Source organism: Streptomyces sp. PsTaAH-137 (assembly GCF_003259365.1).
Lineage (GTDB): Bacteria > Actinomycetota > Actinomycetes > Streptomycetales > Streptomycetaceae > Streptomyces.
The window spans coordinates 139,455-153,382 of sequence record NZ_QLLY01000007.1; the positions used below are offsets into that span (position 1 = coordinate 139,455).

The window sequence follows — 13,928 nt, forward strand, 5'->3', positions numbered from 1 at the left end:
GCCTTCGCCGCCGGAGCGGCCCGGCGCCGCCGCTCAGTCGCCGTCGAAGCCACCCGAGTCCACGTCGGCACCGTCCCCGCTGTCCCCCCAGTCGGACGCATCGGGCGGCCCCGCCCCCGCACTGCGCAGCGTCCTTACCTTGTCGCAGACGAAGACCCCACTGATGAGGCCGGCCACACACGCCAGCATGAGAGCGGTCCCGGAGAAGAGCACGGCCGACCACCGTGGGCTCTCCGTGTCCACGTCGAAGACGATGAAGAGACCTACGGCGGGGAACACTCCGAAGATCCAAGAACCGCACACATTGATCAGCGTCATGCCCTCGTGGAGACCGGAGACATCGTCGACGTCCCGTCGGGTCGCCGACTTCCCCGGCCATGCGACCGGAATCAGAGCGACCGCCTGGAAGGCCACGCAGGCGAGTTGGATCACCCCGTACTGCGCGAACGAGGGTGGGCGCGACCAGCAATACACCAGCCCCGTCACCGCACAGATCCACGAGCCCATGTTGCCGACGACCACCCACACCGAGCGAGACCGCACGAAGTCGACCACCGCGTCGACGACGTCCTCCCACTCCCAGTCCCGGCTGTACCGTCTCCGTCGGTGGCTGCTCCTGATGCTGTCGAACATGCGCCGCCCCCCATGTCCCAGTGCATTGCCCTGCCTTGCATCATGCCCACGCCGCGGCGGATTACCGTCCGCCCCGGGGGCACGGCACGACCGGGCGGCCACGGCAGGCCGATCAGGCTGACGACTGCCTCGCCCCGCGCGTGAACAGGGACGTTCCTGGGCACGGGACAGGATCATGACAGAGACAGAGACCACCACAACCGCCGCCCGCCCTGCTCACCCGGTCCGCCAACTCCTCGCCGCCTCCGTCGGCAACGCCGTCGAGTGGTACGACTGGTACGCGTACACGTTTCTGGCGACGTACATCGCCGACCAGGTCTTTCCGAAGAGCGCCGGCAATTCGCTCGTCCCGCTCCTGTCGACGTTCGCCGTCTTCGCCGTCGGGTTCTTCATGCGGCCCGTCGGAGGTCTGCTGATGGGCGCGGTCGCGGACCGGCACGGCCGCCGCGCCGCCCTCACGGTGACCATCCTGCTCATGGGTTGCAGCAGTCTTCTGGTCGGCATCACACCGATGTACGCGGCCGTGGGCGTCCTCGCGCCGGTCGTGCTCGTGCTCGCCCGGCTGCTCCAGGGCCTGTCGGTGGGCGGGGAGTTCGCCGCGTCGACGACGTTCCTCGTGGAATCGGCGGGTCCCGGCCGACGCGGGCTGTTCTCGTCCTTCCAGTACGTGTCCACGTCGATCGGCCAGCTGATCGCGTCGGGCGTCGCCGCGCTGCTGGTGAGCATCCTCGCCGAGGGGCAGATGGACGGCTGGGGCTGGCGGGTGCCCTTCCTGGCGGGGGCGGTGCTCAGCCTCGTCGGGTTCTGGATCCGGCAGGGCGCGCAGGAGACCCGCACGCAGCGCCAGGAACGGCCCGGCCTGTTCGACGCGCTGCGCCGGCACCCGCGCCAGTCGCTCCTCATCTGCGGCATCACCGCGGGCGGCACACTCGCGTACTACACGTGGACGTCCTACCTGCCGACGTACGCGGAGCTGAACACCGACATCGACAAGTCGCAGGCGCTGCTCGCCGGCACGATCTCGCTCGCCTTCTTCGCGCTTCTGCAGCCGGTCGGCGGAATGCTCTCCGACCGCTTCGGCCGCAAGCCGCTGCTGCTCTTCTTCGGGCTCGGGTTCGCGCTGCTGAGTGTGCCGTTGCTGCACACGCTGACGGGGTCATTCGGTTCGCTGCTGCTGACGCAGTGCGCGGGCATGGTGCTGCTCACCGGCTTCACGTCGATCTCGGCGGCGGTCAACGCGGAGGTGTTCCCGGCGCGGGTGCGGGCGGCCGGGATCGGGTTCCCCTACTCGTTGACGGTGGCGCTGTTCGGCGGCACCGCACCGTACATGGGCACCTGGTTCAAGGAGATCGGGCACAGCGGACTGTTCCCCTGGTACGTCGCCGTGCTCTGCCTCGTGTCGTCGGCGGTGTACCTGCGGCTGCCCGAGACCGCACACCGGGAGCTCGACCGTTAGGGCTCCTGCGGTGAGGCGATGCCGTCACGTCCCGGTGCAGCGGACCTCACGGTTTGTGGGTCACCCAGAGCAGTTCCGCCGGCCAGCGGTGTGCCCAGTCGGGCGGGTCGGTCTCGTTGTAGCCATTGGGCGTTCCGAGTCCGGGGCGCGGCTCGATGAGGTCGTCGATGACGAGACCCGCGCCGCACAGGACCCTGACCCAGTCGCCGTAGGTGAGCTGATAGCTGGTCGCGCCGTCGCCTTCGGCGATGGTGTTCAGCCCGAAGTAGTCCTGCTGCAGCGTCGTGGTCACGCGACTGGCGGCTTCGTCGTAGCAGGCTTCGAACCATGGGCTGGCGACGTTGAACACCAGGCGCCCGCCTCGGCTCAGCACGCGTGCTGCCTGCGGGACGGCGAGGTGCGGGGGCGCCCAGCTGAGCCCGCCGAAGTCGCAGAACACCAGGTCGAAACTGTCGTCGGCGAACGGGAGCTGTTCGGCGGCGCCCTGCACCAGCGGGTAGCGGGCCTCCCCCATCGCTCCCGCCGCTGCGGCGAGTTGGGCTTCGGACAGGTCGATCCCGACCACGCCGGCGCCCTCGGCGGCGAGCGCCCTGGACCACTGGCCGGCGCCGCAGCCGAGTTCGAGGACCCGCTTGCCGGTGACGTCACCCAGGGCACGCAGGTGTGCGTCGGGGATGGAGTACATGCCCCAGAGCCGGGGGGCGGCGCCGATGTGCGGGTCGTGCTCGTCCTGGTAGGCGCTGCTGATCCGGTTCCAGAGCCGCCGGTTCGCGGGGATGCTGTCCACGTGCCGACTCCAGCATCAGGTACTGCGGCCGGTCAACACGATTAAGCCGGTCCGGCGGATCATGCGACGGGCCGGCAGTTCGGATCGGCCGACCCCCGCACTGGCCGACTCCGAACAGCGGCGCACTCGGCCGTCCGCTCACACCGTTGTTCCCGAGGCCCACCGCAACGCTGTCATCGCTCACATCATGGTCGACGGTACCGCCGCCGCGATCGACTTCTACACCGAAGCGTTCGGCGCGGAAGAGCTGTTCCGGATCGGCAGCCCGGACGGACGCGTCGTGCACGCCGAGGTCAGCGTCCAGGGCTCCAGGATCATGCTGGGCGACGCCGAGGGGCCGTACTTCAGCGCACCGACCACCGTCGGCGGCACCACCGTGGGCCTGCACGTCTTCGTCGAAGACGTCGATGCGCTCGCGCAGCGGGCTGTCGCAGCCGGTGCGGAGCTGCTGCAGCCGCCGGCCGACCAGTTCCACGGTGATCGCACGGCCATCCTGAGGGACCCCTCCGGGCACGTCTGGGTCTTCCTCACACACGTGGAGGACCTGACACCGGAGGACATCGCCCGCCGGGCCCGCGAACTCCTTCTCTGAACAATGGTCTGAACGACGATCCGCCGGACAGGCCCTGGGCCGTCGCTCCCGCTGGGCGGTCAGTGCTTCCAGTAGCCGCAGAACATGATGTGGTCCTTCGGTACGCCCTGTGCCACCCAGTGGCGGCGCAGACCGGTGGCGAGGCCGGACTCACCGACGACCCAGCCGTAGAACGGGCCGTCCGGGCGGGGGAGTTCGCGGGCGCGGGCCAGCGCCGCGGCTCCCGGGACCGGCGGGCCGGTGTCGCCGCGCTCGACCCAGACGATCTCGACGCCGTCCGGTGCGGTGAGTTTCTGCCGGTCCTCCGGCGTCGGCACCTCGACGACGGCCGTGCCGGTGGTGTCCGTGGGCAGCGAGGCCAGCACTCCTGCGAGGGCGGGCAGCCCCGACTCGTCGGCGGCGAGCACGACGTGGCGCACTCCGTCCGGCGCCCGGTAGCCGATGCCCTCGTCGACCAGGACGACGGCGTCCCCGACGGAACACTTCTCCGCCCAGGTCGCGGCGGGGCCGGGGGCCGCGCCGTCCTCGTGTCCGTGCAGCACGAAGTCGACGTCCAGCTCCGGGCCTTCGGGGCCGTGCGGGCGGTGGGCGCGCACCGTGTAGTTGCGCAGGACGGGCCGGGACCCCTTGGGGGCGGTGAGGAGTTTGAGGTAGCTGAGGGTGTTCAGCCGCTCGGGCACCCGGTCGAGCGAGGCCGCCGTGCCCTCGGGGGCGGGCAGGAAGAGGCGGAACCACTGGTCGTAGCCCATCGGACGGAAGCGGTCGATGTCGCCGCCGCCGAGAGTGACGCGCAGGAAGTGGGGCGAGAGCCGCTCCCGCCGCACGACGTGGAGGCGCAACGGCTCCTGTGTCTCGGGCTTGGTGCGGGTTGTCGTGATGTTTCCCCGTGACATGTCCGGCGTCTCCTCAGCGGCGGGCGGTGGCGGGGTCGAGCAGTTCCTGGATGCACAGGCCCACGTCGTAGGGTCCCCGCGCCTCCGTCAGGAAGCCGAGGCGTACGTCGTCGGTGGCGCCGTCGGCCCCTTCGAGGCGCAGGACGAGCCCCCGGCGGTCGAGGCGGACGGGCCTGATCCGGTCGATGCCGGACAGGTCGCCCTGCCGTGCCAGTTCGGCGAGTTGGACGAGGATGTCGGCGTGTCCCGTGTCGAGGTGTCCGAGGAGTTCCGCCTCGCGCGCCGCCAGCGGGTCGGGGGTGGCCGCGCCGAGCGTCGCGGCGTCGAGGGTGCGCACGGTGTCGTCCACGGAGAGTGCGACTCGCGCGGGCCGGAGGACGAGGGTGTCGGGACCGGCCGGGGTGAGGCGTCCGCTGAGCGCGAGACGGGCGCGCACCCGGTCCCGTACGGCGATCGGCGCGATGTCGGTGAACTCCGCGTAGGCCGCGAGGCCGGAGCCGGGAGCGGCCGCGAGTTCGGCGGTGAGGCAGGGGTCCGCGGGGTCGAGCAACAGAAGACGGGACGCCGCGTCTACGGTGTGCAGCGCCACGCATTCGTACCGGAGGTCACCGCGGTTCACGCTCAGCGCCAGGGAATCGGCGGCGGCCAGAATCGTCCGGGCGCGTTCGGCGTCTGTGAGCTCCGGAGGCGTCACAAGGTGGACCATCTTCCCTCCTCGGGTTAGGTAAGGCTCACCTTACTTAATTGCTCACGGTGAAGACACCCGGGGCACGCCTGGGGTGATGACGATTCCCAGCCAGTCCTATGCATCTCAGCCATTTCGCAACGCCCATGACAACCCTTCGCCCATCCGGCCTGTCCAACCTAGTGAGAGAAAACAGCAAGTAAGACCACAAGGGGGAAATATGCGACTCACGCGTTCCGTGCTCTCGCTGGCGGCCGTGTCAGCACTTGCTGCCGGCTCCACCGCCGTCCTGGCGTCACCGGCGTCCGCAGCGCCCAACACCACCCCGCAGAAGGTGTGCGGCAGCGGCTACAAGACGGTCAACTCCGCAGCGGTGGGCTCGCTCGGCACCATCTACCTGACCTACAACTCCGCCAACGGCCGCAACTGTGTCGCCACCATCCGCAGCACCCCGGGCGCGGCCGTGGACATGTCGGCGTATCTGTACGTGAGTGACACCGGCCAGGGTGCCTCCGACAGCGGCGCCTTCACCTCGTACGCCGGTCCGGTCTCGGTCTACGGCAAGGCGCACTGCGTCGACTGGGGCGGCAACATCAAGAACGTCTACGTCTCCGTCTACGGCTCCAACTGCAGCGCCCTCAAGGAGCACCGGGTCACCTCGGTCCGCTGACCCTCTCCTGTCGTCCGCTTCACGATGTGGGCCCCGCGCACGATTCCTGTGCGCGGGGCCCACGGTGCTGTCCGGATCGCCGGGGCGGTCAGGGCGCGACACCGCGCGCGAACGTCGCCTCGTCCGTCCTGCGCTCAGGTCTCGCGCTGCGGCTCGTACGCGTCGGCCTGCAGTCCGAACGTCCAGGCGACGCCTTCGCGCGCGGTTCTCGTGCGCGGCGGCACGCGCAGCCAGTAGGTGCGGTGGGTGCCGTCGGGCTCCGGGGTGGAGTTGACGACCTCGACCATCACCACGTCCTCGTCGCCGGGGAGCTGGACCCGCCACAGGATGCCGGTGGCGTCCCGGTGCACGGGCTCCGCGCCGGACTCCGTCAGATAACGGTCGTAGCCGAAGTGCTCCAGCATCACGCGGCGCAGTTCCGCGTTCTCCTCGTCGCGGATGCGTTGTGGGGTCAGCCCGGCGAGCCCGGTCAGGAAGTCGGCGGGCACCGGCATGCCGCGCCAGGCGTGGAGCGCGAACCCGTCGGGGAAGGCCAGGGCGGGTCCGGTGGCGCTGTCGAGGCGGCCCGCCTCGTCGCGGTGCAGTTCCGTGGGCCGCTCGCACACCACGGCCACGCGCTCGTACGGCCACCACCAGCCGGCCGACCGGGCGACCTGGGCCAACCCCTCCAGTCGGAGGTCCGACCCCGGGCCGGAGGAATCGAATGCGCTGAGCCAGGCGGCCTCGTGCTGGCCGAGCACGGCGTCCAGGAGCAGGAGCCGGATCGCCGTCTCGCTTCTCCGGTCCCGGGCGCCCGGGACCGTACGGGACGGCGCGGCCAGGTCTTCCACGATGCCCGTTCTGATCCGGTCGACCAGCATCCGAGTGGTGTCCCACAGGCGGCCTCCCGTGGCGTTCCAGTGTGCGCCCCAGCCGCCCGGGCCGAGCTGTGCGTGCAGCCGCTCACGGGCCTGGGCCCATGGTCCGTTGCGCACCAGATCTCTTACGCAAGCGCCTGGTTCGCCCGCCTCGGCGAGCCGCACGAGCAGCGTCACGGCAGCGCGTGGCGAGTCCGCCCACACGATGCGCTCGGGCTCGGCCAGCCCGGCCTCGCGGTAGGCACGCCGCACACCGGCCTCGGCCGCCTCCCGGTCGGCGGGTCCGGTGGCGGCCGCGACCGCCCGCCAGTGCGCCAGGTCCACCGCGGCGCCCACCGGATCGTCCTGGCCCCCCGCTCCGACCGGTGCCTCCGTCCCCGGCATCGACGCCGTCTGCTGTGCCCTCATCGTGTCGGTCATCCCCCGCATCTCTCCGTCCGCGCTCACTCGTCGACCTGTTCCCGTCCCCGCCCAGCCCCGCCGCTCAGTCCGCCACGAGCCGCACCGAACCCGGCACGTACTCGCGCTGCCGGATCACCCGGAACCAGCCCTTGGGCAGCGGGATCGCCGCATGCTCCTCGTGCACCACCCGCCCACCGTCGGGCAGATGGAGCAGCAGCGGCCCGAACGGGCCCGGCTCGCGCACCAGTCGGCCGGGGCCGACGACCGCGTGGGCGTGGCCCGTGACCTCACCGAGCGCGAGCACCAGCCGCCCGCGGGCGTCCCGCGGCTCGTCCGCGGCGTCCGCCACGTGGGAAGGCACCGCGCCCTCCGCGAGCGGCACGATCAGCACGTCTCCCTGCCGGTACATGACTCTCCCGTCCCACGGTCCGCCGAATGCGGCCGCGTCGTTGCCGACGGTAGGGGCAGGGTCTGGCAACGGCCGTCGGGCGCCCCCGCGGCCGCCGTTGTCAGTGCCGGTTGGTACAACTTCAGTCCAGCGGAGATCGCGGACGGCGCGAACAGATCGGGAACGGGGCGGACATGACCATCGGAAACCACTTGCAGGAGCTGCACGGCCTGCCCGCCTTCGACTTCCCGGAGGGGGACGCCGAGCAGGCGCCGCCGCTGCCCGCCGCCGACTCGGTCGCATGGCGGATCTCCGTCGAGTCGTACGACAGCGAGGAGTCGTGGCCGGAGGCGTTCGCCCGGTTCGCCGATGCCGTGGACCTCGGCCGCGTCAAGGCGATCGTCGTCGGCTCGTGGAGCGACCCGTACGAGAACGGGCCGGAGGCGGTCATCGCGGCGCTGCTGGAGGTGCGGGACCGCCTGACGGCGCTGCGCGCGCTGTTCCTGGGCGACATCGTCCTCGAGGAGTGCGAGATCTCCTGGATCACGCAGGGGGACGTGACCCCTCTGTTGAACGGCTTCCCGGAGCTTACGGAGTTCGCGGTGCGGGGCGGGACCAGCCTGGCGTTCCCGGCGGTGCGCCACGACCGGCTGCGCTCGCTCACCGTGGAGACGGGCGGCCTGCCCGCCGAGGTGGTGCGCGGCGTCGCGGCGAGCGACCTGCCCGCCCTGACCCGGCTGACGCTGTGGCTGGGCACGTCGGACTACGGCGGTGACTCCACGGTCGCCGACGTCGAGCCGTTGCTGACGGGCGGCCGGCTGCCGGCCCTGAAGCATCTGGCCCTGTGCAACAGCGAGATCCAGGACGGCATCGCGGCCGCCGTGGCGGCCGCGCCCGTGGTGGCCCGGCTCGACACGCTGGACCTGTCGATGGGCGTCCTCACCGACGACGGCGCCACCGCGCTCCTCGCGGGCCAGCCGCTCACGCACCTGAGCAAGCTCGACCTGCACCACAACTACCTGAGCGAGGGGCTGCGTCAGCGTTTCCTGGACTCCCTGGTGCCCGCGGGCGTCGAGGTCGACCTCGACGCGGACGACGCGGACGAGGACCAGGACGGGGACACCGTGTGGCGGTACGTCTCGGTCGGCGAATGACCGGGCGCACCACACCCGCGGGGCCGGAGGGCGCACCGAACACCGAGGGCTTGCCCGCGCTGGGCGACGCCCCGCTCCGTCTCGCGGTCGTCGGCAACCCCGGCAATCGTCGGGTGGAGCTGTTCACGGCCGCCGTCCGGGGCGCGGGGCTGCCGGCGCCGCGCGTGATCGCGTGGCGTGACGTACTGCGCGACGGCGGTGCCTCGTTCGCCGACGACGAGATCGTGCGGATCGACTCGGCGGGCGAGGACGAGGAGGTCGAGCGCGCCCTGCGGGACGTGTCCGATCCGACGCGCGTCGAGGGCGGCGCCCGGTGGTACCGGCGGTTCCTGGCGGCCGTGCGGTCCCTCGACGGCGGGGTCCGGCTCGACGATCCCGACGACGTCGCCGTGCTCTTCGACAAGCGACGCTGCCACCGGGTACTCGCCGATGCGGGGGTGGCCGTGCCGTCCTCCCCCACGTCCGGCGGCGCCGCCGACGTGCGCGGCTGGGACGACGTGCGGTTGCTGATGGCCGAGCACGGGATGCCCCGGGTGTTCGTCAAGCCGTCCCACGGGTCATCGGCCTCCGGGGTGCTCGCCCTGGAGACGGCCGGCCCCGGCCGGATCCGCGCCACGACGTCCGTGGAGCTGGCGGACGGCGCTCTGCACAACTCCCTGCGCGTGCGGCGCTACACACGGGAGGCCGACATCGCCGCGATCGTGGACGCGCTGGCCCCGGACGGGCTGCACATCGAGCGCTGGCTGCCGAAGGCGTCGCTGCACGGGCGGGCGGCCGACCTGCGCGTCGTCGTGGTCGCCGGTCGCGCTACCCACGCCGTCGTGCGCACCAGCCGGACCCCTCTCACGAACCTCCATCTCGGCGGTCTACGCGGTGAGTGGGCCGCAGCCCGGCAGGCCGCCGGCACGTCCTGGGCGCACGCACTCGACCTGTGCGAGCGCGCCGCCGCCTGCTTCCCGCGCACCCTCTGCGTCGGCGTCGACCTGCTGCCCTCGGTGGGCTGGCGGCGCTTCACCGTCGGCGAGGTCAACGCTTTCGGCGATCTGCTGCCCCGCCTGACCGGGCTGCCCGGCAGTGGCGCCGAGGGGCTGGACACGTACGCGGCCCAGGTCGCCGCCGTGCTCCGCCACTTCCCCGACGCCGCGCACCCCGCGCGGGCCCCGGCCACATTCGGCGCCCCGCACCGGGCGGCTCCCGCCGCCGTACACCCGCTCGCAAGGACCCGCGATGCCCGCCCCTGACACCACCTCGCCGCCGCCGACCGCCCCGACCACCACAGGCGGCGCGACGACCGATCCCGACATGAACGACGTAGTGGGCCGCGACGACCTCCTGCTGCTCACCCTCGACACGCTGCGCCACGACGTGGCGGTCGAACTGGCCGAAGCGGGCCGTATCCCTCATCTGGCACGTCATCTGCCGGGCGGCGCCTGGGAGAAGCGGCACGCGCCGGGCAGCTTCACATACGCCTCCCACCAGGCGATGTTCGCCGGTTTCCTGCCGACTCCCGCGACGCCCGGCCCGCATCCACGGCTGTTCGCGGCGCGGTTCGCGGGCAGCGAGACCACGGCGGGCCGCACCTATGTCTTCGATTCCCCGGACCTGGTGTCGGGCCTGGCCGCGGCCGGATACCGGACGGTGTGCGTCGGCGGCGTCGGCTTCTTCAACCGTCAGGGCGCCTTGGGAAGCGTCCTGCCCGGTCTCTTCCAGGAGAGCCACTGGGAGCCTGAGTTCGGGGTCGCCTCGCCCACGTCGTTCGAGGCGCAGGTCGCGCGCGCGGAGCAGGTCGTCGCCGAACTCCCCATCGAGCAGCGGCTGTTCCTGTTCGTGAACGCCTCGGCCCTGCACCAGCCCAACTGGTTCCACCTGCCGGGCGCCACGCACGCGGCAGGCGACACCCGCCGGACCCATGCCGCCGCCCTGGAGTACATCGACCGGCACGTGGGACGGCTGTTCGCGGCGATGAGCGCGCGCCGCCGCTGTTTCGCCATCGTCTGCTCCGACCACGGCACCACCTACGGGGACGACGGCTACACCGGCCACCGCCTCGGCCACGAAGCGGTCTGGACCGTGCCCTACGCCCACTTCTTCCTGGAGCCGACCGCATGACCACCCTGACCGAAGCGGCCGGACACACCGGGACCGTACCCACCGACACCCCGCGCCCATATCAGAGTTACGTCTACGCCTACCCGCACAAAACCGCGTACCGGCCGCTGCCCGAGCGTCCCGCGCTGCGCGACCTGTGGCGCGACGAACCCAAGAGCGCGCTCTCCCTCTACCTCCACATACCGTTCTGCGAGGTCCGCTGCGGCTTCTGCAATCTGTTCACGCGCGTCGGCGCCCCGGACGAGCTGACGGGCCGCTATCTGGACGCCTTGGAGCGGCAGGCCGTGGCGGTGCGCGAGGCGCTCGGCGACGATCCGGACGTCCGGTTCGCGAACGCGGCGTTCGGCGGCGGCACCCCCACCTTCCTCGACGCGGACGAGCTGACGCGCCTGTGCGACATCGCGGAGCTTCGGATGGGCGCGGACCTGCGGGCGGTGCCGCTGTCCGTGGAGACCTCCCCCGCGACGGCCACGGCGGACCGGCTAGCGGTCCTCGCCGAGCGCGGCACGACCCGGCTCAGCATCGGCGTGCAGAGCTTCGTCGACGCGGAGGCCCGCGCCGCGGTCCGTCCACAGCGCCGCGCGGACGTGGAGGAGGCGCTCGCACGCATCCGGGACACGGACATCCCCATACTGAACATCGACCTGATCTACGGCATCGACGGCCAGACCCCGGCGAGCTGGCGCACCTCCCTCGACGCGGCGCTCGCCTGGCGCCCCGAGGAGCTGTACCTCTACCCGCTCTACGTCCGCCCGCTGACCGGTCTGGGCCGCGGCGCCGCCCCGCTCACCGACCGGGCCTGGGACGAGCAGCGGCTGCGCCTGTATCGCCAGGGCCGCGACCATCTCCTGGAGCACGGCTACGAGCAGGTGTCGATGCGCATGTTCCGGCGCGCGGACGCCCCCGCGCAGGGCCCGGACGACTACGCCTGCCAGACCGACGGCATGATCGGCCTGGGCTGCGGCGCCCGCTCGTACACCTCGTCGCTGCACTATTCCTTCGAGTACGCGGTCGACATGCGGGAGATCCGCGCGATCATCGACGGCTACGCGGCCACCCTGTCCGAGGAGTTCGCGCGGGCGCGGCACGGGCGCCGTGTCGACGGGCGAGAAGCCAGCCGCCGCCATCTGCTGCAGTCGCTGTTGCAGGCCGAGGGCATGCCGCTGGACGACTACCGGATGCGGTTCGGCGCCGGCCCGTTCGACGACTTTCCGGCCGAGCTCGCCGCGTTCGCCGCACGCGGCTGGCTGGAGCCGTGGGACGACGGGACGCGGCTGCGGCTGACACCCGAGGGGCTTGCGTACTCGGACGCGCTCGGGCCGGAGCTGTTCTCCCCCGAGGTGCGCGCCGCGATGGCCGCGTACGAACCGAGGTGAGCGGGCCGATGGATCTGACGATGCTGTACCGGGGGCCGCTGTCCTCGTGCGACTACGACTGCCCGTACTGCCCGTTCGCCAAGCGCCGCGACTCCACCGCGCAGTTGCGGGCGGACCGCGCGGCGCTGGAGCGGTTCACCGGCTGGGCCGCCGGACAGCGCGAGGACCGGCTGTCCGTCCTGTTCACGCCGTGGGGCGAAGGGCTCGTACGGTCCTGGTACCGCAGGGCGATGGTCGAGCTCTCGCACCACGAGCACGTCGCACGCGTCGCCATCCAGACCAATCTGAGCTGCCGCACGGAGTGGCTCGCCGACGCCGACCTCGACACGCTCGCCCTGTGGTGCACGTTCCACCCGGGGCAGACGCCCTACGAGCGGTTCCTCGGCAAGACGCGGGAGCTGGCGCGCCGGGGTGTGCGGTTCAGCGTCGGCGTGGTCGGCTTCCCGGAGCATCTGGAACAGGCCCGCACACTGCGCAAGGCGCTGCCGCCCGAGGTGTACCTGTGGGTGAACGCGGCGGAGGGCCGCACGTACACGGACGAGGAGGCCGCCGCCTGGACGGCCGTCGACCCCCTCTTCCCGTACAGCAGGCACCCGCACCGCTCGGCCGGGCTGCCCTGCCGCACCGGTTCCTCGGTCGTCTCGGTGGACGGCGACGGGACGGTGCGCCGCTGTCACTTCGTCCGCGCCGAGCTGGGCAACCTGTACGACGGTTCCTGGCGTGCGGCGCTCGCGCCGCGGGCGTGCCCGCTGGCGGTCTGCGACTGTCACATCGGCTACGTCCATCTGGAGACGCTGCCGCTGTACGACGTCTTCGCGGGCGGGGTCCTGGAGCGGATCCCGGCGACGCCGGTCCGAACGGCCAACTGAACCCGCGTCGAGCAGAATCAGTGAGGGGACAGTCCATCGGCGGCGGTCGCAAGGGACGCGGTCCGCGCCTGGACCTTCCGGTTCTGCATGCCGGTCAGCGCCCGCACGAAGGCGACGGCGGTACCGGCCGCCACGATGTCGAGGGCGTCGGCGAAGATCACCAGTCCGGTGGCCGACGTGATCTCGTCCAGCGTCTCGGCGCTGTCGTACAGGTTGCCCGCGATCCGCCCGATCAACAGGTCGCCCAGCCACAGGAACCACCACAGGTCCACCATCCAGGCCCGCCCGCGCCCGAGTTCGAGTTCGGCGCTGCTGGCGTGCCAGGTGTCGAGCGCGATGCGGCGCGGGAACCACAGGCTGACGACCGGCACGAAGAAGCCGAAGATCGCCCAGGCCCGCGCCTTGCTCTGCCCGGACGGCACGAACACGTGAGCGTTGTCCCGCACTCGCAGGAACCAGGCGATGAAACCGGCCGCCGATGCGGCCAGGGTCAGCAGTTGGATGCGGCCCGACCAGACGTACAGCTCGTCGACGCGCCGGGCGTCGGCGTCATCGAGCCGGGACCAGTCGCCGCCCGCCGCGTCGGCGAGGATCCGGTATTCGCCGACGCCCGCGAGTATGGCCGCGAGATCGGCCGCGGCGACCAGGCACAGCAGGGCCACGGCCAGCGTGGCGAGCCCGTTGGGCGAGCGCAGCAGCGCCCAGCGGGCCTCCGGGTCGTACGGAGTGGACGGTGCCCGCGGTGGCAGCGGCGCGTCCGCGACCAGGTCGGGCCCCGGTGCGGGGGTCAGCTCCGCGACCACGGCGGCCGCGCACCGGGAGCACAGTCCGTCCTCGACCAGAGCCTGATTCTTCCCGCATTTCTTGCACAGCACGGCCGCGCACCCTCCCCAGGGACTGCCGCGTTTCCTCCGGCCCCCCGGCCGCGCGACCTGCGAACTTTACCCCAGGGTCGGCCGCTCGGCCGGGGGCGAACTCGTGGGATCACGGGCGGGACAGGATGTGGTGGGCGCGCGGCGCCGGATGCGTAGGCGCGGAGCGCTCGCCGGCCCCCAGG

At 72.0% G+C, this 13,928-nt stretch carries 15 protein-coding genes; 8 read left to right on the forward strand and 7 right to left on the reverse strand.

Features of this window, described 5'->3' with window-relative positions; translation table 11 throughout:
• Positions 1 to 33: 33 nt before the first annotated feature.
• A complete protein-coding gene (locus K377_RS17605) occupies positions 34 to 633 on the reverse strand; it encodes a hypothetical protein (RefSeq protein WP_111664335.1) in 600 nt (199 codons plus the stop codon).
• A gap of 175 nt (positions 634 to 808) precedes the next feature.
• Here K377_RS17605 and K377_RS17610 point away from each other — a divergent pair, with 175 nt between their 5' ends.
• Positions 809 to 2,089, forward strand: a complete 1,281-nt coding sequence (locus tag K377_RS17610; RefSeq protein WP_111664336.1) for an MFS transporter — start codon at positions 809 to 811, stop codon at positions 2,087 to 2,089.
• 46 nt (positions 2,090 to 2,135) lie between these two features.
• On the opposite strand, the gene K377_RS17615 is transcribed toward K377_RS17610, so the two are convergent.
• Positions 2,136 to 2,876 carry a class I SAM-dependent methyltransferase gene (locus K377_RS17615; protein WP_111664337.1) on the reverse strand — a complete coding sequence of 247 codons (741 nt, stop codon included), beginning with the start codon at positions 2,874 to 2,876 and terminating at the stop codon, positions 2,136 to 2,138.
• 187 nt (positions 2,877 to 3,063) lie between these two features.
• Here K377_RS17615 and K377_RS17620 point away from each other — a divergent pair, with 187 nt between their 5' ends.
• The gene (locus K377_RS17620; RefSeq protein WP_237551769.1) at positions 3,064 to 3,468 is read left to right on the forward strand and encodes a glyoxalase/bleomycin resistance/extradiol dioxygenase family protein; all 405 of its coding nucleotides are present in this window, start codon (positions 3,064 to 3,066) and stop codon (positions 3,466 to 3,468) included.
• Positions 3,469 to 3,527: 59 nt separating this feature from the next.
• Here K377_RS17620 and K377_RS17625 read toward each other — a convergent pair whose 3' ends face one another.
• Together K377_RS17625 and K377_RS17630 are read right to left on the reverse strand one after the other, a co-directional pair.
• Positions 3,528 to 4,361 carry a siderophore-interacting protein gene (locus K377_RS17625; protein ID WP_181512596.1) on the reverse strand — a complete coding sequence of 278 codons (834 nt, stop codon included), beginning with the start codon at positions 4,359 to 4,361 and terminating at the stop codon, positions 3,528 to 3,530.
• 13 nt (positions 4,362 to 4,374) lie between these two features.
• Entirely contained in the window at positions 4,375 to 5,067 is a 693-nt protein-coding gene (locus K377_RS17630) for a DUF2470 domain-containing protein (RefSeq protein WP_111664339.1), read from the reverse strand.
• A gap of 199 nt (positions 5,068 to 5,266) precedes the next feature.
• Between K377_RS17630 and K377_RS17635 the strand changes: the two genes are divergently transcribed.
• Positions 5,267 to 5,716: a spore-associated protein gene (locus tag K377_RS17635; protein ID WP_111664340.1), complete on the forward strand. Its 450-nt coding sequence runs from the start codon at positions 5,267 to 5,269 to the stop codon at positions 5,714 to 5,716.
• A 134-nt stretch (positions 5,717 to 5,850) separates the two neighbouring features.
• Here the strand turns inward: K377_RS17635 and K377_RS17640 are convergent, their stop codons facing one another.
• Both K377_RS17640 and K377_RS17645 read right to left on the reverse strand, forming a co-directional pair.
• The gene (locus K377_RS17640; protein WP_375605927.1) at positions 5,851 to 6,993 is read right to left on the reverse strand and encodes a DUF6745 domain-containing protein; all 1,143 of its coding nucleotides are present in this window, start codon (positions 6,991 to 6,993) and stop codon (positions 5,851 to 5,853) included.
• Positions 6,994 to 7,057: 64 nt separating this feature from the next.
• Entirely contained in the window at positions 7,058 to 7,384 is a 327-nt protein-coding gene (locus K377_RS17645; protein WP_111664341.1) for a hypothetical protein, read from the reverse strand.
• A 173-nt stretch (positions 7,385 to 7,557) separates the two neighbouring features.
• Between K377_RS17645 and K377_RS17650 the strand changes: the two genes are divergently transcribed.
• The 5 genes from K377_RS17650 (at position 7,558) to K377_RS17670 (ending at position 12,871) form a co-directional block, all read left to right on the forward strand.
• Positions 7,558 to 8,517, forward strand: coding sequence for an STM4015 family protein (locus K377_RS17650; RefSeq protein ID WP_111664342.1), 960 nt, complete (start codon positions 7,558 to 7,560; stop codon positions 8,515 to 8,517).
• Positions 8,514 to 9,758 carry an STM4014 family protein gene (locus K377_RS17655; RefSeq protein WP_181512597.1) on the forward strand — a complete coding sequence of 415 codons (1,245 nt, stop codon included), beginning with the start codon at positions 8,514 to 8,516 and terminating at the stop codon, positions 9,756 to 9,758. Before K377_RS17650 ends, K377_RS17655 begins: the two co-directional genes overlap by 4 nt.
• Positions 9,759 to 9,819: 61 nt before the next feature.
• Positions 9,820 to 10,626: an STM4013/SEN3800 family hydrolase gene (locus K377_RS17660; protein ID WP_111664566.1), complete on the forward strand. Its 807-nt coding sequence runs from the start codon at positions 9,820 to 9,822 to the stop codon at positions 10,624 to 10,626.
• Entirely contained in the window at positions 10,623 to 12,002 is a 1,380-nt protein-coding gene (locus tag K377_RS17665) for an STM4012 family radical SAM protein (RefSeq protein WP_111664343.1), read from the forward strand. Before K377_RS17660 ends, K377_RS17665 begins: the two co-directional genes overlap by 4 nt.
• Positions 12,003 to 12,010: 8 nt before the next feature.
• Positions 12,011 to 12,871 (forward strand): STM4011 family radical SAM protein, encoded by an 861-nt coding sequence (locus K377_RS17670; protein WP_111664344.1) that lies wholly within the window; start codon positions 12,011 to 12,013, stop codon positions 12,869 to 12,871.
• A gap of 17 nt (positions 12,872 to 12,888) precedes the next feature.
• Here the strand turns inward: K377_RS17670 and K377_RS17675 are convergent, their stop codons facing one another.
• Positions 12,889 to 13,746, reverse strand: a complete 858-nt coding sequence (locus K377_RS17675) for a DUF4328 domain-containing protein (RefSeq protein ID WP_111664345.1) — start codon at positions 13,744 to 13,746, stop codon at positions 12,889 to 12,891.
• Between the last annotated feature and the right edge of the window lie 182 nt (positions 13,747 to 13,928).

What these genes read in the sequence shown, in the direction of transcription:
- K377_RS17605 (WP_111664335.1), bottom strand. Translation starts at nt 633, where the DNA reads ATGTTCGACAGCATCAGGAGCAGCCACCGACGGAGACGGTACAGCCGG.
- K377_RS17620 (WP_237551769.1), top strand. Translation starts at nt 3,064, where the DNA reads ATGGTCGACGGTACCGCCGCCGCGATCGACTTCTACACCGAAGCGTTC.
- K377_RS17625 (WP_181512596.1), bottom strand. Translation starts at nt 4,361, where the DNA reads ATGTCACGGGGAAACATCACGACAACCCGCACCAAGCCCGAGACACAG.
- K377_RS17645 (WP_111664341.1), bottom strand. Translation starts at nt 7,384, where the DNA reads ATGTACCGGCAGGGAGACGTGCTGATCGTGCCGCTCGCGGAGGGCGCG.
- K377_RS17650 (WP_111664342.1), top strand. Translation starts at nt 7,558, where the DNA reads ATGACCATCGGAAACCACTTGCAGGAGCTGCACGGCCTGCCCGCCTTC.
- K377_RS17665 (WP_111664343.1), top strand. Translation starts at nt 10,623, where the DNA reads ATGACCACCCTGACCGAAGCGGCCGGACACACCGGGACCGTACCCACC.
- K377_RS17640 (WP_375605927.1), bottom strand. Translation starts at nt 6,993, where the DNA reads ATGACCGACACGATGAGGGCACAGCAGACGGCGTCGATGCCGGGGACG.
- K377_RS17670 (WP_111664344.1), top strand. Translation starts at nt 12,011, where the DNA reads ATGGATCTGACGATGCTGTACCGGGGGCCGCTGTCCTCGTGCGACTAC.
- K377_RS17630 (WP_111664339.1), bottom strand. Translation starts at nt 5,067, where the DNA reads ATGGTCCACCTTGTGACGCCTCCGGAGCTCACAGACGCCGAACGCGCC.
- K377_RS17635 (WP_111664340.1), top strand. Translation starts at nt 5,267, where the DNA reads ATGCGACTCACGCGTTCCGTGCTCTCGCTGGCGGCCGTGTCAGCACTT.
- K377_RS17610 (WP_111664336.1), top strand. Translation starts at nt 809, where the DNA reads ATGACAGAGACAGAGACCACCACAACCGCCGCCCGCCCTGCTCACCCG.
- K377_RS17660 (WP_111664566.1), top strand. Translation starts at nt 9,820, where the DNA reads ATGAACGACGTAGTGGGCCGCGACGACCTCCTGCTGCTCACCCTCGAC.
- K377_RS17655 (WP_181512597.1), top strand. Translation starts at nt 8,514, where the DNA reads ATGACCGGGCGCACCACACCCGCGGGGCCGGAGGGCGCACCGAACACC.